This is a genomic window from Streptomyces sp. NPDC037301 (genome assembly GCF_055602785.1).
Genome location: NZ_JBVJWD010000007.1, coordinates 233,325 through 256,200, shown reverse-complemented (window position 1 = coordinate 256,200; position 22,876 = coordinate 233,325). Strand labels below are relative to the sequence as shown.

20 protein-coding genes and 2 pseudogenes are annotated in these 22,876 nt (G+C 70.0%); 13 read left to right on the top strand and 9 right to left on the bottom strand.

Going from position 1 to position 22,876, the window contains the following annotated elements; translation table 11 throughout:
• The first annotated feature begins 187 nt into the window (after positions 1-187).
• Together ACZ7IB_RS14895 and ACZ7IB_RS14890 are read left to right on the top strand one after the other, a co-directional pair.
• The gene (locus ACZ7IB_RS14895) at positions 188-1,432 is read left to right on the top strand and encodes an MFS transporter (protein ID WP_470912864.1); all 1,245 of its coding nucleotides are present in this window, start codon (positions 188-190) and stop codon (positions 1,430-1,432) included.
• 98 nt (positions 1,433-1,530) lie between these two features.
• Entirely contained in the window at positions 1,531-2,130 is a 600-nt protein-coding gene (locus tag ACZ7IB_RS14890) for a cysteine hydrolase family protein (RefSeq protein WP_470912863.1), read from the top strand.
• Positions 2,131-2,284: 154 nt separating this feature from the next.
• Here ACZ7IB_RS14890 and ACZ7IB_RS14885 read toward each other — a convergent pair whose 3' ends face one another.
• A complete protein-coding gene (locus ACZ7IB_RS14885; RefSeq protein ID WP_470912862.1) occupies positions 2,285-2,515 on the bottom strand; it encodes a hypothetical protein in 231 nt (76 codons plus the stop codon).
• A 146-nt stretch (positions 2,516-2,661) separates the two neighbouring features.
• Here ACZ7IB_RS14885 and ACZ7IB_RS14880 point away from each other — a divergent pair, with 146 nt between their 5' ends.
• From ACZ7IB_RS14880 to ACZ7IB_RS14840, 9 genes are all read left to right on the top strand, one after another.
• The gene (locus ACZ7IB_RS14880) at positions 2,662-5,346 is read left to right on the top strand and encodes a beta-N-acetylglucosaminidase domain-containing protein (RefSeq protein ID WP_470912861.1); all 2,685 of its coding nucleotides are present in this window, start codon (positions 2,662-2,664) and stop codon (positions 5,344-5,346) included.
• Between the two features lie 226 nt (positions 5,347-5,572).
• Entirely contained in the window at positions 5,573-6,541 is a 969-nt protein-coding gene (locus ACZ7IB_RS14875; protein WP_470912860.1) for an NADPH:quinone oxidoreductase family protein, read from the top strand.
• On the top strand, positions 6,538-7,725 hold the full coding sequence (locus tag ACZ7IB_RS14870; protein ID WP_470912859.1) for an acyl-CoA dehydrogenase family protein: 1,188 nt from the start codon (positions 6,538-6,540) through the stop codon (positions 7,723-7,725). The genes ACZ7IB_RS14875 and ACZ7IB_RS14870 overlap by 4 nt, the downstream gene beginning before the upstream one ends.
• Complete coding sequence (locus tag ACZ7IB_RS14865) at positions 7,722-8,852, top strand: acyl-CoA dehydrogenase family protein (RefSeq protein ID WP_470912858.1); 1,131 nt, start codon at positions 7,722-7,724, stop codon at positions 8,850-8,852. Before ACZ7IB_RS14870 ends, ACZ7IB_RS14865 begins: the two co-directional genes overlap by 4 nt.
• Before the next feature lie 174 nt (positions 8,853-9,026).
• Positions 9,027-10,631 (top strand): ABC transporter substrate-binding protein, encoded by a 1,605-nt coding sequence (locus tag ACZ7IB_RS14860; protein WP_470912857.1) that lies wholly within the window; start codon positions 9,027-9,029, stop codon positions 10,629-10,631.
• 23 nt (positions 10,632-10,654) lie between these two features.
• Entirely contained in the window at positions 10,655-11,620 is a 966-nt protein-coding gene (locus tag ACZ7IB_RS14855; protein ID WP_470912925.1) for an ABC transporter permease, read from the top strand.
• Positions 11,613-12,470 (top strand): ABC transporter permease, encoded by an 858-nt coding sequence (locus ACZ7IB_RS14850; RefSeq protein WP_470912856.1) that lies wholly within the window; start codon positions 11,613-11,615, stop codon positions 12,468-12,470. The genes ACZ7IB_RS14855 and ACZ7IB_RS14850 overlap by 8 nt, the downstream gene beginning before the upstream one ends.
• Positions 12,471-12,532: 62 nt before the next feature.
• The gene (locus ACZ7IB_RS14845; protein WP_470912924.1) at positions 12,533-13,450 is read left to right on the top strand and encodes an ABC transporter ATP-binding protein; all 918 of its coding nucleotides are present in this window, start codon (positions 12,533-12,535) and stop codon (positions 13,448-13,450) included.
• Positions 13,443-14,135 (top strand): ABC transporter ATP-binding protein, encoded by a 693-nt coding sequence (locus ACZ7IB_RS14840; RefSeq protein WP_470912855.1) that lies wholly within the window; start codon positions 13,443-13,445, stop codon positions 14,133-14,135. Before ACZ7IB_RS14845 ends, ACZ7IB_RS14840 begins: the two co-directional genes overlap by 8 nt.
• A gap of 597 nt (positions 14,136-14,732) precedes the next feature.
• On the opposite strand, the pseudogene ACZ7IB_RS14835 reads toward ACZ7IB_RS14840, so the two are convergent.
• From ACZ7IB_RS14835 to ACZ7IB_RS14820, 4 genes and pseudogenes are all read right to left on the bottom strand, one after another.
• Positions 14,733-14,918, bottom strand: a pseudogene (locus ACZ7IB_RS14835) (glycosyltransferase); the annotation flags it as partial.
• 6 nt (positions 14,919-14,924) lie between these two features.
• On the bottom strand, positions 14,925-17,072 hold the full coding sequence (helR, locus tag ACZ7IB_RS14830; protein WP_470912854.1) for an RNA polymerase recycling motor ATPase HelR: 2,148 nt from the start codon (positions 17,070-17,072) through the stop codon (positions 14,925-14,927).
• Entirely contained in the window at positions 17,069-17,413 is a 345-nt protein-coding gene (locus ACZ7IB_RS14825; RefSeq protein ID WP_470912853.1) for a hypothetical protein, read from the bottom strand. Before ACZ7IB_RS14825 ends, helR begins: the two co-directional genes overlap by 4 nt.
• Positions 17,410-17,727: a glycosyltransferase gene (locus tag ACZ7IB_RS14820; protein ID WP_470912852.1), complete on the bottom strand. Its 318-nt coding sequence runs from the start codon at positions 17,725-17,727 to the stop codon at positions 17,410-17,412. The genes ACZ7IB_RS14825 and ACZ7IB_RS14820 overlap by 4 nt, the downstream gene beginning before the upstream one ends.
• A gap of 123 nt (positions 17,728-17,850) precedes the next feature.
• Between ACZ7IB_RS14820 and ACZ7IB_RS14815 the strand changes: the two are divergent.
• Both ACZ7IB_RS14815 and ACZ7IB_RS14810 read left to right on the top strand, forming a co-directional pair.
• Positions 17,851-18,040: pseudogene (locus tag ACZ7IB_RS14815) on the top strand (hypothetical protein); the annotation flags it as partial.
• Positions 18,041-18,176: 136 nt separating this feature from the next.
• On the top strand, positions 18,177-18,371 hold the full coding sequence (locus ACZ7IB_RS14810; RefSeq protein ID WP_470912851.1) for a hypothetical protein: 195 nt from the start codon (positions 18,177-18,179) through the stop codon (positions 18,369-18,371).
• 283 nt (positions 18,372-18,654) lie between these two features.
• Here ACZ7IB_RS14810 and ACZ7IB_RS14805 read toward each other — a convergent pair whose 3' ends face one another.
• The 4 genes from ACZ7IB_RS14805 to ACZ7IB_RS14790 all read right to left on the bottom strand — a co-directional run bounded on the left by ACZ7IB_RS14805 (position 18,655) and on the right by ACZ7IB_RS14790 (position 22,799).
• On the bottom strand, positions 18,655-19,665 hold the full coding sequence (locus tag ACZ7IB_RS14805) for an alpha/beta fold hydrolase (protein ID WP_470912850.1): 1,011 nt from the start codon (positions 19,663-19,665) through the stop codon (positions 18,655-18,657).
• A gap of 173 nt (positions 19,666-19,838) precedes the next feature.
• Entirely contained in the window at positions 19,839-20,177 is a 339-nt protein-coding gene (locus tag ACZ7IB_RS14800; RefSeq protein ID WP_470912923.1) for a DUF779 domain-containing protein, read from the bottom strand.
• A 328-nt stretch (positions 20,178-20,505) separates the two neighbouring features.
• Positions 20,506-21,204 carry a response regulator gene (locus ACZ7IB_RS14795; protein WP_470912849.1) on the bottom strand — a complete coding sequence of 233 codons (699 nt, stop codon included), beginning with the start codon at positions 21,202-21,204 and terminating at the stop codon, positions 20,506-20,508.
• The gene (locus ACZ7IB_RS14790) at positions 21,201-22,799 is read right to left on the bottom strand and encodes an ATP-binding protein (protein WP_470912848.1); all 1,599 of its coding nucleotides are present in this window, start codon (positions 22,797-22,799) and stop codon (positions 21,201-21,203) included. Before ACZ7IB_RS14790 ends, ACZ7IB_RS14795 begins: the two co-directional genes overlap by 4 nt.
• Positions 22,800-22,876: the final 77 nt, after the last annotated feature.

The following is a 22,876-nucleotide window of genomic DNA, read 5'->3' as shown; positions in this document are numbered from 1 at the left end:
TTGCAGCTGCACGCGCCCAGCCCCGCTCCTTCTCCCACCCCCCCATTTGCCGGTCGGTCTTAGTGAACAACGGATGGTTGTGAATCGCTGGTAGGGCAGTTGTTTGACCTGCTGCTGTGCTGCTCGCTTAGCTCTCACTGGTCGACGTCGGTCTGTTCGGGTGGGACATCAAGGGGGCGTGCTGAGCATGGTGGGCAGGAGACCGTTGGGCCGGCAGTTCCGCTGGCTGTGGGCGGCATATGCGGTGAGCGCCTATGGGTCCGGGCTGGGGTTCGGTGCATTCCCGCTGATCGCCGTGCTGGCGTTGCACGCCAGTCCCGCTGAGGTGTCCGCGCTGTCCGCGGTGGGGCCTGCGGTGGGCGCGCTGATCGCGCTGCCACTCGCGCCGTGGGTGGAGTTTCGGCGCAAGCGCCCGGTCATGATCGCGATGGACCTGACCCGGTTTGCGGTCATGGCGACGATCCCGGTCGCCTACGCCTTCGGTCGGCTCAGTTTCGTCCAACTGCTCGTGATCTCGGCCGTGGTCGCCGCAGCCAAGATCGCCTTCAACGCGTCCAGCGGCGCCTACCTCAAGGCCCTCGTCCGGCCGGATGACCTGCTCGTGGCCAACGCGCGATTCGAGTCCACGAACTGGAGCTCCATCGCGGTCGGGCCACCGCTGGGCGGGGCGGCGATCGGCCTGTTCGGGCCGGTCACCACCGTGGTGGCCGACGCGCTCAGCTACCTGTTCTCTGCGCTGTGCATCACCGCGATTCACGGCCGGGAAGAAGCGCCGCAACCAACCGGCAAAAGCCCGGCCCGGGCGGGCGCATTGCTTGACGGCTGGCGGCACATCATGGGCCATCCCGTCTTGCGGGCGCTCTACCTCAACAACATGCTCGTCGCCGGTCTGATCATGGCCACCGAGCCGCTGCTGGCCGTGCTCCTGCTTCGCCAGCTCGGGTTCCCACCCTGGCAGTACGGCCTCGCCTTCGCCGCCCCCTGCGTCGGCGGACTCATCGGCTCCCGGCTGGCCCGCCGTGTCGTGGCCCGCTACGGCCAGCACGGGGTCTTCCGGACCGTCGGCACCCTGCGCGCCATCTGGCTGATCGGCCTGGCCTTCGTCCGTCCCGGCGTCGTCGGCCTCGTCACCGTGATAGCTGTCGAACTGGCGATCATCATCAACATGAGCCTGTACACCCCGGTGCTCGCCACCTACCGGCTCGAACACACCCCCAAGCATCTCATCGCCCGCACCCTGTCGGCCTGGTCAATCGGCCAACAGGCGTCCATCGCCATCCTCACCGCGCTCGCCGGGCTGCTCGCCGACGTCACCAGCCCACGCACTGCTCTCACGGTCGCGGGACTGCTCATCCTGACCACCCCGCTCCTGCTTCCCCGCCACGACCACAGGCCGCAGCACGAGCCGGATCTGGACCATAGCCACTCATGACACACCGAAACTCGCCGCTGAAGCCCGCAGGAAGCGGCTGGTCCGCCGATGCGCGTCCGCGTCGACAGGCGCACACCACCAGCAAGGAGAACACTCGCGTGAGCACTACCCTCGCACTGGACCCCACGCACACCGCTCTTCTCGTCATGGACCTCCAGCCCGCGATCCTGGCCCTTCTGCCCGAAGACGGGGACGGCAAAGCCCTGCTCGATCGCGTGGAGGGGGCCATCGCCGCCGTTCGCGCAAACGGCGGCACCATCGCCTACGTACGCGTCGGCTTCACCGAGGCCGACTGGGACGCGATCCCGGCCACCAACAAGTCCTTCGCCCCGCTGGCCCAACACCGCGTCATGCACCACGAGGACCCTGCCGCTGCCATTCACGAGCGCCTGGCTCACCAGGACGGCGACATCGTCGTGCGCAAGATCCGCTACGGCGGCATGTCCACCACCGACCTCGACCAGCAGCTGCGCGAGCGCGGCATCACCACTCTGGTCGTCTCCGGCATCAGTACCAGCGGCGTCGTCCTGTCCACCGTCATCGACGCGGCCGACCGCGACTACCAGCTCTACGTCCTGTCCGACGGCGTCGCCGACCCAGACACCGAAGTCCACAACGTCCTCCTCCATCAAGTTTTCCCCTCACGGGCCCACATCATCGACACCGCCGAGCTGCACGCCCTGCTCCGGGCTGACTGACTCGAACCACGAGCCGATCCCACCCACGGCCGCCGCACCCACCCGGTGTGGCGGCCGCCCGCACCCCGGTGACGGCCCAGCAGCAGCCCGGAGCTCTCACCGGCCGCCTACCGCACCCGCCACGACCTCCGCCGGTGTTACGGCTCCCGGCACTTTATGAGCCGGGGACCAGTGCAAACGTCACCGTCGAAACCCGCTCGGCCTTCCTGCTCACGATCACCAAGTGGGTCCCGAGTCGGGCGAATTCCGCCGCGATCGCCTTGCCCGGTCCCGAGCCGGCACCCGTCTCCAGCACCACGCAGCCGTCGTACGCGCCGGCCGGGAGCGCGCTCGCGCCCATCGGGGGAGGGGCGGGCAGCCCAGGGGTGTACATGTTCTCCGTCATGCACGCATGGGTACCGCTTCTGAGTACAAAGCTCCAGGTCCACGTGTTGATGTTGTCCAGACCATTGACATGCAAGCGACACGATGTTGAATTCGGTCTTGTTGTGTTGTGCGACTCCGGTGACTTGAGTGATCAATGGAGGACCAGTGACGCCTCGCCCATCCCGTCTCACCGCGCTAGGCGCGGCGGCGACCCTGCTCGCCGGTGGTCTGCTGACCGCCGTGCCGCCCGCCCAGGCAGCCGACAGCGCCCGCCCCGCCACCCCGGCGAAGGCCGCGGCGGGGCAGCGGACCCCCGCCATCACGCCGACCCCGCAGTCCGTGAAGAGCCGATCCGACCGGATCACCATCAGCCCCACCGTCACCCTGGTGGCGGGCGCAACCTCCGACGAACCATCCCTCAAGGTGGTGGAGACCGCGCTGCGCCGGGCCGGTGCACAGCGCGTCGTACGCAGCGACAGACCCGGCAGGAGCGGGCTCACCGTCCATGTCGGTGACTCCGCCGCGCTCGCCGCCCAGCACCTCGACGGCCCGTCCGCGCTGCCCGCCGACGGCTATGTCCTCGGCATCGGCGCCGGTCGCATCGTCCTCGCCGGCAAGGACACCACCGGCACGTACTACGCCGCACAGACTCTGCGTCAGGTCCTGCCGCGGGCGAAGCATCCGGGTGCCGAGGTCGCCGGACTCGCGGTACGCGACTGGCCCGGCACCGCACTGCGCGGCGTCATCGAGGGCTTCTACGGCACCCCGTGGTCGCACGAGGCCAGGCTCGACCAGCTCGACTACTACGGCGAGCACAAGATGAACATCTATGTGTACTCGCCGAAGGACGACCCGTATCTCCGCGCGAAGTGGCGCGACGCCTACCCCGCCGACCGGCTGGCCCAGATCAAGGAGCTCACCGACCGGTCCGTCCAGCGGCATGTGGAGTTCACGTACGCGCTCTCGCCCGGCCTCTCCGTCTGTTACAGCTCGGACGTCGACGCCAAGGCGCTGGTCGACAAGTTCCAGACGATCTGGGACATCGGAGTACGGACCTTCGCCGTGCCCCTCGACGACATCAGCTACACCGACTGGAACTGCGCCGAGGACAAGGCGAAGTGGGGGACCGGCGGCGCTGCGGCAGGCGCGGCGCAGGCCTATCTGCTCAACCGGGTCAACAAGGAGTTCATCTCCACCCACCCGGGCGCCCAGCCGCTCCAGATGGTCCCCACCGAGTACTACGACGTCTCCGCGTCGCCGTACAAGAAGGCGCTGTCCGAGCAGCTCGACCCCGATGTACTCGTCGAATGGACCGGTGTCGGTGTCGTCGCGCCGACCATGACCGTCGCACAGGCCGACGCCGCCCGCACGGTCTTCAACCACCCGATCCTGACGTGGGACAACTACCCGGTCAACGACTATGCGACCAACCGGCTGCTGCTCGGCCCGTTCAACGGACGGGAGAAGGGTCTGCCCGGCAAGCTTGCCGGGATCACCGCAAACCCGATGATCCAGCCGTACGCCTCGAAGATCGCGCTCCATACTGTTGCCGACTACGCCTGGAACGACGCCGCGTACGACCCCCGCGCCTCATGGGGCGAGGGACTGAAGGAGTACGCGGGCGGCGACCCCCGCACGGAGAAGGCGCTGCGGGCCTTCGCCGACGTCAACTACAGCTCGGCACTCAACAAGGACCAGGCCCCCGAACTGGCGGCCGATTTCGCCGGCTACTGGAAGTCCGGTGACGCCGCCCGGCTTTCCTCGGTGCTCGGTGCGCTCGGCTCCGCGCCCGACCGGTTGCGCAGCAGCCTCCCGGACCGGGGCTTCGTCGCCGACTCCGGCCCCTGGCTGGATGCGACCGAGTCCTGGGCGACAGCCGCCCGCACTGCCCTGCGCATGGTCGAGGCGGCCCGAGCCGGAAAGGGAGCGCAGGCCTGGGAGCTCCGGCAGCAGCTGCCGGCACAGGTCACCGCGGCGAAGTCCTTCACGTACACCGGCCTCGACGGCGGCAAGGTGCCGGTCGCCGTCGGCGACGGGGTACTGGACCGGTTCATCGACGCGGCGAACGCCGAGCACGACCGGATCCTCGGGGTGAGCGGTCGGCCCTCGGCATCGACCAGCCTGGGCACGTACCAGAGCAACACGCTCGCGCGGATGCTGGACGGCGACGACTCCACCTACTTCTGGAGCGACGGCGCGCCCGCCGCAGGTGACCGGATCACCGTGGACCTGGGCCGGGCGCGGGACATCGGCGACATCACCCTCGCCATGGCCAAGCCGGGCAGTGCCGACGACTACCTCCACGAGGGGGTGCTCGAGTACTCGGCCGACGGGCAGAGCTGGCAGCAGCTCACCGCCTTCTCCGGGAAGCCGGACGTCACCGTGACCGTGGCCGCCGGAACGAAGGCCCGCTATGTGCGGGCACGGGCGACCGCGGGCCAGGACAACTGGCTCGTCGTACGGGAGTTCAGCGTCGTGACCCAGGACGGGGCGGTGACCGGCGGACCGCCCGCCGCGAACGGATCCTCGCTGCGGGCGGCGTCCGACGGAGACCCGGGCACCGTCTACCGGGCGGCTCGCGCTCCGGAGGCCGGGGAGGCGCTGGAGCTGGGGCTCGTCGCCGCGCGTCCCGTGCGGTCCGTCACCGTCCTGCAGCCGGCCGGGTCGGTGGGCCGAGCCGACATCCAGCTGCGGGGCACCGACGGAACGTGGCAGACCGTCGGCGCGCTCGTCGGCCCGTACACCGAGGTATCCACCGCGGGCCGTACGGCCGACGCGGTACGCCTGGTCTGGAGCGCGGGGTCGGCGGCGCCGCAGATCGCCGAAGTGGTGGTGGTCGGCCAAGACTGAGGCCTGACGGGGGGATCGCGAGCGGGACTGCGCCGTTCATCTCCCCGGGCAGGTCCGTAGACCAGTCCCACGCCCGGTCCGGCCCGAAGTACTTCGGGCCGGACCGGGCGCATCCATGTCCGCCTCCGGCCGAAACCGGCACCGGCAGGTTGTTCCCAGAGAGGCAAGCGACCGCTTAGTATGCGCCGGAGCAGTGGTAATGCCGACAGTGTTGTGGAGGCCCCTCATGCAGGCATGGCGAGTGCACCGGAACGGCGAGCCGAGCGAGGTGATGCGGCTCGAAGAGACCGACCGGCCCACAAGCGGCGTCGGGCAGGTGCTCATCGAGGTGCTCGCGGCGAACATCAACTTCCCCGACGCGCTGCTCTGCCGCGGCCAGTACCAGGTGCGGCCGCCGCTGCCGTTCACGCCCGGCGTGGAGATCTGCGGCAGGACGGCGGACGGACGGAGGGTGCTCGCCACCCCCGCCCTGCCGAACGGCGGATTCGCCGAGTACGTCGTCGCGGACGAGGCGGCCCTCCTGCCCGCCCCGGACGCCCTCGACGACGCCGAGGCCGCTGCCCTGCACATCGGTTACCAGACCGGCTGGTTCGGCCTGCACCGCAGGGCGCACCTCCAGGCGGGCGAGACCCTCCTGGTGCACGCAGCGGCCGGCGGTGTCGGCAGCGCGGCCGTCCAGCTCGGCAAGGCGGCTGGAGCCACCGTCATCGGTGTCGTCGGCGGCTCCGAGAAAGCGAAGATCGCCACAGAGCTCGGCTGCGACCTGGTCGTCGACCGCCGCAGCGAGGACATCGTCACCGCGGTCAAGGAAGCCACCGGCGGACGCGGCGCCGACGTTGTGTACGACCCGGTCGGTGGCGATGCGTACGCCAAGTCCGTGAAGTGCATCGCCTTCGAGGGCCGGGTGATCGTCGTGGGCTTCGCGAGCGGCGTCATCCCCACCCCGGCGCTGAACCACGCCCTCGTCAAGAACTACTCGGTCCTCGGACTCCACTGGGGCCTGTACAACACCAAGGACCCGGCCGCGGTCCGCGCCTGCCACGACGAACTCACCCGGCTCGCGGCTCAGGGCGTCATCAAGCCGCTGATCAGCGAGCGGGTCGGGCTGGCCGGGGCCGCAGTCGCCGTCCAGCGGGTCGCCGACGGCATCAGCACCGGCCGGATCGTCGTCCTCCCGACAGGAGCTGACCGATGACAACCCCTGACGCGGCCGAACTCCGCCGCCGCACCCAGGACCTGCTGGCCGCACACCCCCCGGTCACCACCGACCGCACCGGCTTCCTCAGGGCCCGCTTCGACGCCGGACTCGCCTGGGTGCACTACCCGGCCGGCCTCGGGGGCCTCGACGCGCCGCGCTCCCTGCAGCCCGTCGTCGACGCCGAACTCGCCGCCGCGGGCGCCCCCGACAACGATCCGCGCCGGATCGGCATCGGCCTCGGCATGGCCGCCCCCACCATCCTCGGCTACGGCACGGACGAGCAGAAACAGCGCTTTCTGCGGCCGCTGTGGGTCGGCGAAGAGGTCTGGTGCCAGCTCTTCAGCGAACCGGGCGCCGGTTCCGACCTCGCCGCACTCGGCACCCGCGCCGTCCGCGACGGCGAGGACTGGGTGGTCGACGGACAGAAGGTCTGGACGTCCAGCGCCCATCTGGCCCGCTGGGCGATCCTCATCGCCCGCACCGACCCGGACCAGCCCAAGCACCGCGGCATCAGCTACTTCATCTGCGACATGACCGACCCCGGCGTCGAGGTCAGGCCGCTGCGCCAGATCACCGGTGAGGCCGAGTTCAACGAGGTCTTCCTGACCGGCGTGCGCATCCCGGACAGCAGGCGCCTCGGCCCGGTCGGCGAAGGCTGGAAGGTCGCCCAGACCACCCTGATGAACGAGCGGGTCTCCATCGGCGGAGCACGCATCCCGCGCGAGGGCGGCATGATCGGCCCGGTGGCCCGCACCTGGCGCGCGCGTCCCGAACTGCGCACCCACGACCTCCATCAGCGCCTGTTGACCCTTTGGGTCGAGGCCGAGGTGGCCAGGCTCACCGGCTCCAGGCTGCGCCAGCAGCTCGTCGCCGGACAGCCCGGTCCCGAAGGCTCCGGCATGAAGCTCGCCTTCGCCCGCCTCAACCAGGAGATCAGCGGCCTGGAAGTCGAACTCCTCGGCCAGGAAGGTCTGTTGTACAGCGACTGGACCATGCGCCGCCCGGAGATCGTCGACTTCACCGGACGTGACGCCGGCTACCGCTACCTCCGCTCCAAGGGCAACTCCATCGAGGGCGGTACCAGCGAGGTGCTGCTCAACATCGTTGCCGAGCGCGTCCTCGGCCTGCCCGTCGAGCCGCGCAACGACAAGGACGTCGCCTGGAAGGACCTGGCCCGATGACCGCACCGACCGAAGAGACCCAGGCACCTGATCTGCTGTATTCGGAGGCCGAGGACGATCTGCGGGCAGCGGTGCGTTCGCTGCTCGCCGACCGGTGCGACGCGCCGACGGTGCTCGCCCGCATCGAGTCCGGCACGCCGTACGACCCGCAGCTATGGAAGGCCCTCGCCGCCGGCATCGGCACCGCCGGGCTGCTGGTGCCGGAGAAGCTGGGCGGGCAGGGTGCGGGACACCGGGAGGCCGCGGTGGTCCTGGAGGAGCTGGGCCGCAGCGTCGCCCCCGCGCCGTATCTGACGAGTGCGGTCGTCGCCACCGAGACGCTCCTCTCGCTTGCGGCGCAGGACGGACCCGTCGCCGAACTCCTCGGCGACCTCGCCACCGGACGCAGGACCGCGGTCCTCGCAGTGCCGTTCGCCGCCCCGGTGCCCGACGCGGCGCAGCCCGCCGGTGTCGTGGCCGGCGCGGTGGAGGGGATGGTGACCGGCGTCGCCGACGCGGCCACGGCCGATGTGCTGCTGGTGCCGACGACCGACGGTCTGTACGCGGTGGAGACCGGCACCGCCGGTGTCACCGTCGAGCCGCTCGTTTCGCTCGACCTGACCCGCCCGCTCGCCACCGTCAACGTCGCCGGAGCCGCCGGAACCCGCCTGGCCGACGGCGCGTCCGCAGTCTCCGCCGTGCGCCGAGGGCTGCTGGCGGGCGCTGGACTGCTCGCCTCCGAACAGCTCGGACTCGCCGAGTGGTGCCTGACCGAGACGGTTCGCTACACCCGCGAACGACACCAGTTCAACCGGCCCGTCGGCTCGTTCCAGTCCCTCAAGCACCGCATGGCGCAGCTCTGGCTGGAGGTCGTGTCGGCTCGCGCCGCCGCGCGAAACGCCGCGGACGCCCTCGCGACCGGCAGCCCCGGCACGCCGTTGGCGGTGGCCGTCGCGCAGGCGTACTGCTCGAAGGTCGCGGTGCATGCGGCGGAGGAGTGCATCCAGCTGCACGGCGGCATCGGCATGACCTGGGAGCACCCGGCGCACCTGTACCTCAAGCGCGCCAAGGCCGACTCGATCGCATACGGCACGGCCGGACACCATCGCGAGGCCATTGCCGAACTCGTGGAACTGCCCGCGCCGTAACCGGACGCAGGGAACGGCCTGCGGCACAGCGGGACTTGGGAGCGGAGGTGCGTGTTCACGCGCCTCCGCTCCGCCGTTTCCCCGTCCGGCGGGGTACCGGGCATCCCTTTACCTGTTGTTTAATTGCGACCGAGTCGCAATAACAGTCGATCTTCAATAAGGGATGTGCAGAGTATGACGGCCCGATCGATACGGGGAGCGGTCGCCGCGACACTGGCGACCGTACTGTCGTTGACCGCGGCAGCCTGTTCACAACCGGGTGGCTCGGACGGCAGCAGCTCCGGTTCGGGTGCCGGGGACTCGGCGGTGGTCGGTATCGCCTACGAGCCCGACAGCCTCAGCCCACTCCTCGGCTACGGCAAGGACGGCAACTCCAAGATCTTCGACGGGCTGCTCGCCCTCGACGGGAACATGAAGCTGCGGCCCGCGCTCGCCACCGCCCTGCCCGAGGTGAGCGACGACGGACTGACGTACACGTACAAGCTCCGCCGCGGCGTGAAGTTCAGCGACGGGAAGCCGTTCGGCGCCGAGGACGTCGTCTTCACCTACCGCACCATCCTGGACGAGAAGACCAACAACGCGTCCCGGACCGAACTCGACGCGGTGAAGAGCGTCGAAGCGACCGGCGACGACACCGTCGTCTTCACGCTCAAGTACCCCTACGCGCCCTTCGCCCAGCGCACCGTCCTGCCCATCGCCCCCGAACACGTCGCGGGCAGGCAGGACGTCAACACCGGCGCCTTCACCACCCACCCCATCGGCACCGGACCGTACGTTCTCACCAAGTGGTCCAAGGGCGAGAAGCTGAGCTTCGAGGCCAACCCCGACTACTGGGGCGGCGCACCGAAGGTGAAGAAGTTCACCATGGCGATCATCAAGGACGACGACGTACGCGCCACCCGGCTGCGCTCCGGCGAGCTCGACGGCGCGATCCTGCCCCCCAACCTGGCCAAGGGTTTCGCCCGCGACAGCGGCACGCGCACGTACGCCGCCACGACGTACGACTACCGCACCGTGACCCTGCCCACCCACAACAGCGTCGCGGGCGACACCGCGATCCGGCGCGCCCTCGATGTCGCCGTCGACCGGCAGGCCATGGTCGACTCCATACTCAACGGCGAGGGCAGGGCCGCCTACGGTCCCGTCCCCACCGACAGCGAGTGGTTCGCCAAGGGCACCGAACGCACCCACGACCTCGACGCCGCGAAGAAAATCCTCGACGAAGCCGGGTGGAAGCCCGGCGAGGACGGCATCCGCGCCAAGGACGGCGTACGCGCCTCGTTCCCGCTCTGGTACCTCACCGGCGACAAGCTCCGCCAGGACCACGCACTCGCCTACGCCTCCGACGCCAAGAAGGCCGGCATCGACATCACCACCGAGGCCGGGACCTGGGAGGTCATCGAGCCCCGGATGAAGCAGGACGCGGTCCTCGCGGGCGGCGGATCGCCCGCCGACCCCGACTTCGACCAGTACACCCTGCTGAAGTCCTCGCTCGCGGGCGACGGCTTCAACAACATGGCGTGGTACGACAACAAGGCCGTGGACCAGGCCCTCGAAGCAGGCCGCAGGAGCGGTGACGAGGCCGAGCGCAAGGCCGCCTACGACACCGTCCAGCGCGAACTGGTGAAGAACCCCGGATACACCTTCCTCACCCACATCGACCATCTCTACGTCGTGAAGGACCGTTTCGGCGCGCTCACCACCCAGGTGGAACCGCACGACCACGGTCTGGCATCCGGCCCGTGGTGGAACATCGAGGACTGGACGCCGAAGAAGTGAACCACCGCCTCCCCTGGGGGCCGATGGGCAGGATGGCGGGACGACGGGCGCTGCTCGCCGTCCCCGTCCTGGCCGCCGTGACGTTCGGTGTCTTCGCCGTCGCCGCCGCCTCCCCCTTCGACCCGGTCAAGGCGTACGCGGGCACCGCCGGCCTCACCGCCTCGCAGGAGAACCTCGATCAGCTGCGGGTCAACCTCGGTGTCGACCAGCCCCTTGTGACCCGCTGGTGGAACTGGCTGACCTCCGCGCTGAGCGGCGACCTCGGCGACTCCAGCGTGATGCGCCAGCCGGTCGCCGATGTCATCGGCGAACGCATGGGCTGGTCCGTGCTGCTCGCCGCGAGCGCTTTCGCCGTCGCCGTCGTCCTGGGTACGGGCCTCGGTGTGCTGGCCGCACGCAGGCCCGGCGGCCTGCTCGACCGGTGCGTCAGCTCCGCCGCGTACACGCTCGAAGCCGCACCGGCCTTCTGGCTCGGCCTGCTCGCCATCTGGTTCTTCGCCCTGAAACTCGATGTGCTCCCGGCCGGCGGCCTCACCGACGCGGCCAGCGACACGGTCGCCTTCGGCCAGGTCGCCACCCATCTGGTGCTCCCGGCGGCCGTGCTCGGGATCTCCCAGCTGCCGTGGTTCTTCCTCTACGTACGCCAGGGCGTCGCCGACGCACTGGACGAAGACCCGGTGCGCGGCGCACGCGCCCGTGGACTGCGCGAACGCACCGTGCTGCTCGGCCACGCACTGCGCTCCGGGATGCTGCCGATGCTCACCCTCATCGGCTCCCGCGTCCCCGAACTCATCACCGGCGCCCTGCTCGTCGAGACGGTCTTCAGCTGGCCCGGCATCGCCGCTGCCACCGTGCAGGCCGCCACTTCCGTCGACTTCCCGCTGCTCGCGGCGCTCACGGTGCTCGCCACCGCGGCGGTCGTCCTCGGCAACCTCCTCTCCGATCTGCTGTACGCGATCGCCGACCCGAGGGTGGGCTTCGATGGCTGAACTCGTCCTCGGACCCAACCGCCGCACGACCCGCCGTATCCGCGTGGTCAGCTCCGCCGGGATCGTCGCCGCGGTGCTGCTCGCAGTGCTCCTCGTACCGCCGCTGGTCCAGCTCGACCAGCAGGCCGTCGACCTCGCGGCCAAACTCCAACCACCCTCCTGGGAGCACCCGTTCGGCACCGACGATGTCGGCCGTGACCTGCTGCTGCGCTGCGTCTACGGGCTTCGCGTCTCGCTGCTCGTCGGCATCGTCGCCGGGCTCACCGCCACCGTCATCGGGACCGCCGTCGGTGCGCTCGCCGCCGCGTTCGGGGGCTGGACCGACCGGATCGTCATGCGGCTCGTGGACACCTTCTCTTCCGTACCGCATCTGCTGCTCGGCATCTTCATCGTCGCCATGTTCCGGCCCGGCGTCGGCCCCGTGATCGTGTCCGTCGCCCTCACCCACTGGCTTTCGACGGCCCGGATCGTCCGCTCCGAAGTGCTGTCGCTGCGCTCGCGCCCGTTCATCGACGCGGCGATCTCCGGCGGCGCCTCGCGCGGGCGGGTCATCGTCCGGCACCTGCTGCCCGCAGTGCTTCCGCAGGCGGGCCTCGCCGCGGTGCTCATGGTGCCGCACGCCATGTGGCACGAGTCCGCGCTCTCGTTCCTGGGGCTCGGACTCCCCACCCACCAGGCGAGCCTCGGCAACCTCGTGCAGACGGCGCGCGGTTCGCTGCTCGCCGGGGACTGGTGGCCGACGCTCTTCCCCGGCCTGTTCCTGATCATCCCGACACTCGCTCTGGCGGGCCTCGCCGGCGCCTGGCGGGAACGGATCAACCCCCGCCGCCGATCGGAGCTGATGCTGTGAAGCCCACCCCGGACCGCCAGACCCCGGTCCTCTCCGTCCGAGGGCTCTCCGTCCGCTTCCGGATGCGCGGCGGGCGGCACATCGCGGCCGTCAGCGACGCACGCTTCGACGTCGCGGCGGGGGAGTGCCTGGCTCTGGTCGGCGAGAGCGGCTGCGGGAAATCCGTACTCGCCTCAGCGCTGCTGGGGCTGCTGCCCGGCAATGCACAGACCGAGGGTTCGGCGGTGCTCGGTGACGGGACCGATCTCCTCACCGCCGATGAACGGACCCTCGCCCGGACGGTGCGAGGCCGCCGCATCGGACTCGTACCGCAGAGCCCCGCAGCCCACCTCACCCCGGTCCGAACGGTGCGCGCCCAACTGGAGGAGACCCTCCGTGAACTGACCGGCATCCGAAAGCCCGCGCTGCGCGCCGCGGCGGAGCAAGCCGCCGCGCGCGCCGCCTTCCCGGCCGGCCACCTGGACCGGTATCCGCACGAGCTCTCCGGCGGTCTCGCCCAGCGCGCCGCGACCGCGCTAGCCATGATCGGCGACGCACCCCTCCTCCTGGCCGACGAGCCGACCACCGGACTCGACCGCGACCTGGTCGAGCGAACCGTCGACGAACTGCGCCGCCACACCGACGGGGGCAGGTCGCTGCTGATCATCACCCACGATCTGGCGGCGGCCGAGCGGATCGCCGACCGGGTCGCCGTGATGTACGCGGGCCGCATCGTCGAACTCGCCGACGCCGACCGGTTCTTCGGAGAGCCGGGACCACGCCACCCGTACGCGCGTGGCCTCCTCGACGCCCTGCCGGAACGTGCCTTCGCCCCCATACCAGGAATGCCGCCGGAGCTCGGAGCCCTCCCCGACGGGTGCGCGTTCGCGGCCCGCTGCAGCCGCGCCGACGACCGGTGCTCCGTACCACCCCCGTTCGACGGCCGTCTCGCCTGCCACCACGGTGTGCCGGCAGGCGCGGAGGAGTCCGCCCATGCTTGAACTCACCCGCATCACCGCCGGATACGACCCCCGCGACCCCGTCGTCCGCGATGCATCCCTGACGATCGCGCCGGGGGAGTCCGTCGGACTGCTCGGCCCGAGCGGCTGCGGCAAATCCACCCTGGCCAAGGTCGCCGCCCTGCTGCATCGCCCGGACGCGGGCACGGTCGTACTCGACGGCCGGCCGGTACGGGGCTGGCGGCACCGCGCCCCGCGGGCACAGCGCACCGCGGTCGGCGTCGTCTTCCAACAGCCCCGGCTCTCGGCCGACCCCCGGCTCAGCCTGCGCGAACTCATAGCCCAGCCGCTGCGGGCGACAGGCCGGCGCGCAGAGGTGACGGACCGGGTGGCCGAGCTGGCACCGGCCGTCGGTCTCACGGCCGAACTGCTGACCCGGCGTCCCCACGAGGTCAGCGACGGCCAGTTGCAGCGCGCCTGTCTGGCCAGGGCGCTGGTCCTGCAGCCGCGCTGGCTGATCTGTGACGAGATGACCGCGATGCTCGACGCGTCGACGACCGCCGCTCTGGTCGCGGTGGTCGAGACCTACCGACGCGAGTCCGGGGCCGGGCTGCTGGCCGTCGGCCACGACCGGGTGCTGCTGGAACGCTGGTGCGACCGTACAGTCGGCTGGCAGGGGATCTCCGGGCGTGTCGCAGCGCAGGAGTCCATCAGCCCGACCGGATGAACCCATACCCTTCGCGCATTCGACAATGGGGGTGCTGGGGCAAGCCCCGCATTCGGCGGATCCAGGTGGAGGGGAAGCATGGCTGATCAGTGGGTACTTGGGCAGCGTCTACGGCACCGGCACGTACTGCATGGTGCTCAACGCGCTCGACCCGCTGCACGCACGTTCCGCGAACTTCTTCAGCTGATCCGAGGAAAGAGACACCGATTGCGTGACTCGCCCGCTGTCAATACTCATGCGCGCTCGGCGTCTCCTTCTCCGCCCCGTCAGACCTGTGCCAGCCGTGTGCGCAGCGCGTCGATCTCGGGCAGGAACCAGAGCTGGGTGCCGGTTGCTTTCGCGGACGAAATCCCGCAGGGCGTTGCTCGCATCGGTGTGCCGGGAGATGTCCCCGATGACGGCCAGTTACAGGCGGTAGTTCATCGGAGGTGTAGGTGCAGCTCATTCCGGTTCCTCGATCAGGGTGTTGATGATCTCCAGCAGGTCCGCCGCAGTGTCCAGGCCACCCAGGACGATGATCTCGAGAGCGGTTCCTCTGGCGTACCGGCCGGGCGCGGACGGTGGCGGTGTCGTGCGGGTCGGCGAGTGCGCGGGTCTCGGGGCCAGGTCGGCCCAGCCGCGGGAGACGACTGCGCGGCGGCCCTGCGCGCGGACCGCCTTGATGGCCACCTGGGCGACGTCCGTCGAGGCGCGCATGGGCATGCTGCCGAAGTCCACGTACACCGGTGGTGTGCCGGCGTCCAGGAACGCCACCGACTCGGCCGGGAGTGGGCGTTCGTCCGGCCGATGTCAGGAGCTCGTGAGGATGACGAGTTGCTGGGTCGCTCGGGTCATCGCGACATAGCGGTCGACTGCTCCTTCGATGCCCTTGCCGAATGTCTCCGGGTCGATGAGGACGACCAGGTCGAACTCGAGCCCCTTCGACAGCTCCGGGGTCAGCGACCGGACGCGGGACGTCGTCCGGAATGTGGGATCGCCGATCACGCAGGCGATCCCGTCGGCATGTGCGGCGAGCCAGCTGTCGAGGACCGAGCTCAGATCCGAAGCAGATCCGTGTACGACGGGGACGTCGCTGCTGCGGATGGAGGTCGGCACGTTGGCGTCCGGGAGCACGGCCCGGATGACCGGCTCGGCTTCCGCCATGATTTCCTCCGGCGTCCGGTAGTTGATGCTCAGAGAAGCCAGGTTGATCCGGTCGAGCCCGATCCGCTCGAGCCGCTCCTGCCACGACTGCGTGAACCCGTGCCTGGCCTGGGCACGATCCCCGACGACGGTGAAGCTTCGGGACGGGCACCGGAGCAGCAACATCTGCCACTCTGCGTCGGTCAGTTCCTGAGCCTCGTCCACGACGATGTGCGCGAACGGGCCGGCGAGCAGGTCCGGTTCGGTGCCGGGCGATACGGTCCCGTCGACCAGCGTGTCCTGAATATCCTGTCCGCGCAGCATCGTCACCGCACCTTCACCGTCGTCATCGGCCTCAAGCAGGGCGTCGATGACGTTGGCCATGTGCTCGCGTTCGGCGGCGACAGAGGCGTTGTGCCGACGCTTACGTCGCGACGCCTCCGGGTCGCCGACCCGCTGCCGTGCTGCGTCCAGGATCGGCAGGTCGGACACCGTCCAGGCCTGGGCGTCCCCGCGCTGCAGCTGCGACACGTCATCGGGGCTGAGCCAGGGAGCGCACTTCCGCAGGTAGGCGGGTACCGACCACAGGTCTCCGACGAGGTCGGCCGCTTCGAGCAGCGGCCACGCGCGGTCGAAGGCCGTGAGCAGCTCCCTGTTCTGCAGCAGCGACTTGCGGAGCAGGTCAGCCGAGACGTCGCCGTCGTGCTTGTCCACCAGGATCGTGAGCAGCTCCTCGCAGACCTGGTCGCGCGCCTCGTTGTGCGGAGCACCGGGTCCTGCTGATTCGAACGCCACGGCCCAATCGTCGGCGCTCAGCCAGATGTCGGACCACTGGGTCGTGATCGTCATCCCCTTGGTGGGGGGCTCCTCGTAGAACCCGACGGCTGTCTCGATCGCCTTCACCAGGTTCGCAGACGACTTCAGGAGGGCCACGTGCGGGTCGGCCTCGATCGTTGCTGCGGCTCCCTCGGCGACGAGGTCCCGCAGGGTGCAGGTCTGTACGCCCTCCTCTCCGAGGCTGGGGAGGACATCGGCGACGTAGCCCAGGTAGGGCTGGTGCGGACCGACGAACATCACGCCGCCCCGGCGGTGACCGAGGCGGGGGTCGGAGTAGAGGAGGTAGGCGGAGCGGTGCAGAGCGACGACGGTCTTCCCCGTACCCGGACCGCCGTCGACGACGAGAGCGCCGCGGGATCCCGCGCGGATGATGGCGTCCTGGTCGGCCTGGATGGTGCCGAGCACGTCTCGCATCCGTGGCGACCGGTTGCTGCCCAGGCCGGCGATGAAGGCGGACTGGTCGTCGAGTGCGGCGTGCCCGGCGAACCCGTCCGCGGTGAACACCTCGTCCCAGTAGTCGCTGATCCGGCCGCGGGTCCAGCGATACCTGCGGCGGCTTGCCAGACCCATCGGGTTGCCGTGGGTGGCTCCGAAGAACGGCTCAGCCGCGGGAGAACGCCAGTCGAGCAGCAGCCGACGACCCGCGCTGTCCGTGAGGCCAAGTCGTCCGACGTACACCGGCTCGGGGCTGTCCGGGCCGACCATGTGTCCGAGGCACAGGTCCAGACCGAAGCGACGCAGTGCGCGCAGGCGAGCGGTCAGCCGGTGGATCTCCATGTCCCGGTCCATCGCCTGCCGGCCGATGCCGCCGGGCGCCCTGCGCTCGGCATCGAGGCGGTCGGACAGTTCGGCGATCGACTGCTCGAGGCACTCCGCGATGGCCGCGAAGTGCTGCTCATCGCCGGCGATCAGCGTCGGGTCGGCCTTGGGGGAGAGGCGGTCGGGAAGGTCGAACGCGCTGGTGGTCAGGGGGTTCACGTCATCAGCTCCGAATTGAGGCCGCTTGCAACCATTGCGCGCAGCAAGGCGTCGGGACCGGCGGGACGAACCGGGTGGCCATGACGAGCAGCGCTGGCGTCCAGGTCCCACAGCACCCGGTTGTCGGTCACCTCCGGCGGGAACGGCCGGCCCGGGTACGCCAGCGGCCGGTGGTGCGGCGACGGCAGGGTGAGCTGCTGGAAGGTCACGGACACCGAGCGGATGCCCAGTTTCTCGGCCACCGACAGCCCGCCGGCCGCGGCCGGCATCATCCCGGTCGCCACCAACACATCGCATCCCTCGGCCGCCGCGGTGACCACTTCGAACTGGCTGGCGATCACCTCGGCCGCGCGCTCCGGCAGCGAAGACGCCGGTGGCGCCCCGGCTGCCAGCGCACGCGCCGACCGACCGCCGCCAACGGCACACCGACACCCGACAACCGGTGGGCGAAGTCCTCGTCCGGCGGCGCGCACACCCGCACCTCCGCGCCGAGGGCCCGCAGCTGCACCGCGAGTCCCACCAGTGGTTCGACGTCCCCGCGCGACCCGCACGTAGACAACAACACACGCACTTCGTGACTCCCCCATTTCCGTAGGTTCTGGCCTCGGCCGATGATTCTGCGGCACGACCCGGGTCTTGCCGCAAGGCCCCCCATGCGCTATATGTTGAGAGTGGAAAGGAGTGGGTACTCCCCTTTCCCCTTCCTCGTCCGCTGTGGACGGACAGCCTCCTCGCGAAGCCGTGGCGCGCCGCGTACGCGGAACCGTCGGCCCAGGAGGACGACTTCGGGACCGCGGCCACCGCCTCGTTCATCCCGCTCATCAGCAGCAGTTGGAGCGACAACTTCAGCTGGCTGGCGCAGGCCCTTTCCCCGTGGCCGAACGGGACCAACTGCGCTCGCTCGTCGCCACGGCCCACCGAAGCGGCCACGCGTCCGTTTCTGGGCCACGCCCGATGTCGCGGGACCGGACGCGGGCGCGCCGTCCGGACCGTGACAGCCAGTCAACACCCATATGGCGGACATGCCAGTCCGCCGGGTGGCCTCTCCGCTACGCCACACTGGCGGCCGAATGCCGCATTCCGGCGCGGCGAAGGAGGTTGGCCATGGCCATTTCGATCTCACTGGTGCTGCTTCTGCTGATCCTTGCGGTGATCTTCCTCCGCACCGGGGGGCTGAAGATCTCGCATGCGCTGGTCTGCGCCATGCTCGGGTTCTTCCTCGCGGGTACGAGCATGGCGCCGACCATTCAGAACGGCCTGACGGCCACGGCCGACGTCGTCACCAGCCTCAAGCCCTGACTTCCGCACCCGTTCGGTGACCGGGGGACCGGGGGCGCGGTCACGCGGACTGCCCGGAGGCCGGGCGCGGGCTTCCGTGCCCGCGGCCTCTTCCCCAGCGGCATCTGCGACCTCGTACCAAACCCGGTTCGGTCAACCAGGGCTCCGGCACCACGCCGGACCTCTTCGGTGACGGCGACGACTATGTCGCGATCACCGACAACGCCGACGACCGGATGAACGTCCTGGTCTACCGCCGCGCCGCCGACGTTCCCGCGGACCGGCGGCTCGTGCCGGATACGGCTCACCGGGTGCCGTGGACCTGCGGGGAGCGCAGCCATTCAGTGAGCAGGCGATTGACGTCGGCGGCGCGCTCCTGCTGGATCCAGTGCCCACACCCCGGCAGGACGTGGGAGGAGACCAGACCGGGAAGGGTCTGGGGGAAGCTCTCGATGGCGTCGGCCATCCAGGCAGTCGACGCGTCGAGCTCTCCCCCGAGGAACAGCGAGGGCTGGGTGATCGGCGCACCGTCCCAGGGGGCGAGGTCTTCCCAGTCCCGGTCGACATTGCGATACCTGTTGAGCGCCCCCGTCAGGCCGGTCCGCTCGAACTCCGCCGCGTAGAAATCGAGATCGGCCTCGCTCAGCCACGAAGGGAGGGTGTCGGCGGCGAACCGGTCGCGGAGCCGTGCCCCCGGCGGGACGAAGAAGAGACTGCCCTCACCGGCCGGAGGCATCGTGTCGGCGGAGAGTCCGGCGTAGAACCCGGCCAGCCAGCCGCGGACATCGGGCTCGATCTCCTCCTCGGCCCGTCCCGGGGACTGGAAGTAACTGACATAGAACTCCTCGGCACCTCCGATACGGCTGAAGACGTCGCTCGGCCGGTGACCGTTCCGCGGCGCGTACGGGACGCTGAGCAGTGCCACGGAGGTGAAGACATCGGGCATGAGCAGCGCGCTGCCGGCGGCGATGGTCGAACCCCAGTCGTGGCCCACGATCGTCGCGGTCCCTTCACCGAGCGCATGCACGACACCGACGTTGTCCGCGACATGGGCCGGCATCCGGTACGCCTCCACATCGCCGGGCTTCGACGAGCGCCCGTAGCCGCGTACATCGATGGCGACCGCACGAAACCCTGCTGTGGCAAGGGCCGGAAGCTGGTGGCGCCACGAGTACCACGACTCGGGGAAGCCGTGGACCAGCAGGACCAGCGGGCCGGTGCCCTGTTCCACCACGTGGATACGGCCTCCGGGCACCTCCACCAGCCGGTGGACGGCGTCCGGCAGCGGAGCGGAGGGAGAGTCGGTGAGCGGCATATGCTTCTCCTCGCGGATGTGACCAGCTCTCGTGCGGTGGCCGTCGACGCGGGATCACCCGGCCGGGTGTGCCTCGCCCATCGGTGTCACCTGTGCCACGATCATTCGGCCACCGCTATCCCGCCCACAAGAATTCTTGCCGTTACGGCAAACCTGCGGTACGCGGTGCCGCCTCAAGGGCGGACGAGCCGGGACCGGATCAGGAACCGCACCCCCTCCGGAGCCTCCAGAGAGAAACCGCTGCCCCGACCCTCCACCACATCGACGATCAGGCGGGTGTGCGCCCACAGCTCGAACTGACTCTTCGACATCCAGAACGGGACGCTCTCCGCCACCCCGTCGACATCGAGCGAGGCCAGCAGCACGTCGGAGCCGCCGGTACGGAATTCCCCGTACTGGTAACACATGGGCGCACTGCCGTCGCAGCAGCCGCCCGACTGGTGGAACATCAACGGGCCGTGGGCCTCCCGCAGTCGACGCACCAGATCGGCGGCGGCGGGGGTGAGCTCCACGAGTGGCGCGTCCTGCGGACTCGTCCGGGATGCCCCGAACGGCGGCTCATCAGCACGCAGTTGGCCAGGGGGCGGATTCTTCGTCTCATCTCGGTTCATGCATCAGCCCTTGTCGCATCGGATGGCGCACCGGTCGGCTGGGACGATATGGGCGAACGCTACCAGTCCGGCTCCGTTCAGCAAGGGGTGTGCGAACGCGGCGGTCCGATCCACAGCCCCCGTTCGCCGCAGCGGGGTGGCCGCCGGTGTGCACGACCTGCACCGAGGTGTGGAGATCGCCCGGGGAGAGCAGCCGAACGGCTGAGATCGGCCGCGGCCCGTGCGCTGCTCAGCTCGCCTTCGCCCACGCGTAACGGTGTTCGGGCCGACCGGTGTCGCCGTACTTGAGGCTGAGGCTGATGCGGCCCGCGCCCTCCAGGTACTTGAGGTATCGCTGGGCGGTGGAGCGGCTCAGGCCGGCCCGGGCGGCGACCTCATGGGCGGACAGTGGCTCGTCGGCGGCCGACAGGACATGGCGGATGACGTCGGCCGTGGGTGCGGAGTGACCCTTGGGCAGGGCTGCCGCGGGACCGGAATCCGCGGTGCGAAGGGCGCCGAAGATCTGGTCGACCTGCTCCTGTCCCGCCTCGCCGCGGCCGTTTCCCATGCCTTCCAGGGTGCGGCGCAGGGCCGCGTAACTCTCCAGTTTGGACCGCAGACCGGCGAAGCTGAACGGCTTGACCAGGTACTGCAGGGCGCCGTACCGCATGGCGGTCTGGACGGTCGACACATCACGGGCCGCGGTCACCATGATCACATCGGCCGGATGGCCCAGCTGGCGCAGCCGACGTACAAGTGTCAGCCCCGTCTCGTCCGGAAGATAGTGATCGAGAAGAACGAGGTCGACATGGTCACGCTCCAGGCAGGCGAGCGCCTGCGCGGCGGTGTGTGCGCGAGAGATGACACGGAAGCCGGGGACCTTGGCGACATATGCGGCATTGATCTCGGCAACACGGAAGTCGTCGTCCACCACCAGGACATCGATCATCGCAACTCTCCCACTTCGGACAGCGGCCGGACGCTGAGTGCCTCTGGCAGGACGACGGTGAAGACCGCACCACCGCCGGCCCGGGCTGTGACACGAGCCGCGCCACCGTAGCGCTCGGCCAGCCGGCGCACCAGCGCCAGCCCCAGACCGCGTCCGCGATGCGCGGGGGACTCCTTGGTGGACCAGCCCTCGGTGAAGATCTGCTCGCGCATGCCGGGAGGTACCCCGGGACCGTTGTCACTGACCCGCAGGACCGCGGTGGTGCCCTCGGCGAGAAGCTCGACCTCGATGAGCGACGCGACATCCAGCGCGTTGTCGATGAGGTTGCCGAGGACGGTCACCAGATCGCGCGGGTCCACCACCACGTCCGGGAGCCGGGTGGCCGGTGAGATGCGCAAGGAGGCGCCCCGCTCCGCCGCAATGGCCGACTTGCCCACCAACAGCGCCGACAGCAGAGGATCGTTGACGCGTTCCGCGACCTGCTCCGCCGACGCCCGGTGACCATTGGCCACCTCCGCGACGAACTCCACCGCGGCATCGTGCCTCCCGAGTTCCAGCAGCCCGAGCAGGGTGTGCAGCCGGTTGGCGTGCTCGTGGTCCTGGGCGCGCATCGCATCCAGCAGGCCGTGCGTGGAGTCCAGTTCACGGCCGAGCAGCTCCAGCTCGGTACGGTCGCGCAGGGTGACGACGGCTCCGCCGTCACCGGTGGGCATACGGTTGGCGATCAGCACGCGTCCATTGCAGACGGTGATCAGGTTGTCGCCGTCGACCCGTCCCGCCAGCACCTCCGTCGTACGGCCCGGGGGCAACACCTCGCCCAGTGCCCGTCCGACGGCGTCCTGGTCCAGCTCCAGCAGACGCTGCGCCTCGTCGTTGAGCAACCGGATCCGGCCCTGGGCGTCGAGGGCGAGAACGGCCTCGCGAATGCTGTGCAGCATGGCCTCGCGCTCGTCCAGCAACGCGGAGATGTCGCCGAAGGCAAGTCCATGGGTGCTGCGCTGCAGCCGCCGCGAGACGGCCAGGGCGGCCAGCACGCCCGCGGCGAGCGCCGCTCCGGAGTAGAGCAGCAGACCGGGAATGGCGCCGATCAGCCGCTCATGCACGCTGTCGTAGGCGATGCCCACCGAGACGGCACCCACGATGGTCCCGTCCCTGTCGCGCAGCGGAACCTTCGCGCGTGCCGAACGGCCCAGGGTTCCGTTGTCGATCTGCATGACCTCCCGGCCGCCCAGGGCCGTGCTGGGATCGGTCGAGACGTGTCTGCTGATCTGCGCGATGTCGGTGTGCGACCAGCGCACCCCACGGGTGTCCATGACCACGATGTAGAGCGCTCCGGTGGCCCGCCGGATCCGTTCCGCCTCGGCCTGCACCGGTCCGGTGGGGCTGGGGTCGGTACTGGTCAGGTTGTGCACCAGACCGGGTTCGGCGGCGGCGGTCTGGGCGATGGACAGCGCCTGGTGCATCGCCTGGTCGTCGAGCTGGTGGCTGAGGGGGGCGAGGAAGAGACCTGTCACGAGCATGATCGCGCCGGTGGTGATGGCCACCTGGGTGAGGAGCACCTGGGCGAAGACACGACGGGGCCAGTGAATCCGCATGTGCTCGATCTCTGCCTTCCGCCGGCCAGGAACCTGATGCTCCGTTTCGTCCTTGTGTGAACGCAACGTAAACGTCG

Excerpts from the sequence above, each read along its gene's own strand:
- ACZ7IB_RS14895 (WP_470912864.1), top strand. The coding sequence starts at position 188 with ATGGTGGGCAGGAGACCGTTGGGCCGGCAGTTCCGCTGGCTGTGGGCG.
- ACZ7IB_RS14885 (WP_470912862.1), bottom strand. The coding sequence starts at position 2,515 with ATGACGGAGAACATGTACACCCCTGGGCTGCCCGCCCCTCCCCCGATG.
- ACZ7IB_RS14875 (WP_470912860.1), top strand. The coding sequence starts at position 5,573 with ATGCAGGCATGGCGAGTGCACCGGAACGGCGAGCCGAGCGAGGTGATG.
- ACZ7IB_RS14870 (WP_470912859.1), top strand. The coding sequence starts at position 6,538 with ATGACAACCCCTGACGCGGCCGAACTCCGCCGCCGCACCCAGGACCTG.
- ACZ7IB_RS14865 (WP_470912858.1), top strand. The coding sequence starts at position 7,722 with ATGACCGCACCGACCGAAGAGACCCAGGCACCTGATCTGCTGTATTCG.
- ACZ7IB_RS14860 (WP_470912857.1), top strand. The coding sequence starts at position 9,027 with ATGACGGCCCGATCGATACGGGGAGCGGTCGCCGCGACACTGGCGACC.
- ACZ7IB_RS14855 (WP_470912925.1), top strand. The coding sequence starts at position 10,655 with ATGGGCAGGATGGCGGGACGACGGGCGCTGCTCGCCGTCCCCGTCCTG.
- ACZ7IB_RS14850 (WP_470912856.1), top strand. The coding sequence starts at position 11,613 with ATGGCTGAACTCGTCCTCGGACCCAACCGCCGCACGACCCGCCGTATC.
- ACZ7IB_RS14845 (WP_470912924.1), top strand. The coding sequence starts at position 12,533 with ATGCGCGGCGGGCGGCACATCGCGGCCGTCAGCGACGCACGCTTCGAC.
- ACZ7IB_RS14840 (WP_470912855.1), top strand. The coding sequence starts at position 13,443 with ATGCTTGAACTCACCCGCATCACCGCCGGATACGACCCCCGCGACCCC.
- ACZ7IB_RS14820 (WP_470912852.1), bottom strand. The coding sequence starts at position 17,727 with ATGGGGGGCCTTGCGGCAAGACCCGGGTCGTGCCGCAGAATCATCGGC.
- ACZ7IB_RS14810 (WP_470912851.1), top strand. The coding sequence starts at position 18,177 with ATGGCCATTTCGATCTCACTGGTGCTGCTTCTGCTGATCCTTGCGGTG.
- ACZ7IB_RS14805 (WP_470912850.1), bottom strand. The coding sequence starts at position 19,665 with ATGCCGCTCACCGACTCTCCCTCCGCTCCGCTGCCGGACGCCGTCCAC.
- ACZ7IB_RS14795 (WP_470912849.1), bottom strand. The coding sequence starts at position 21,204 with ATGATCGATGTCCTGGTGGTGGACGACGACTTCCGTGTTGCCGAGATC.
- ACZ7IB_RS14790 (WP_470912848.1), bottom strand. The coding sequence starts at position 22,799 with ATGCGGATTCACTGGCCCCGTCGTGTCTTCGCCCAGGTGCTCCTCACC.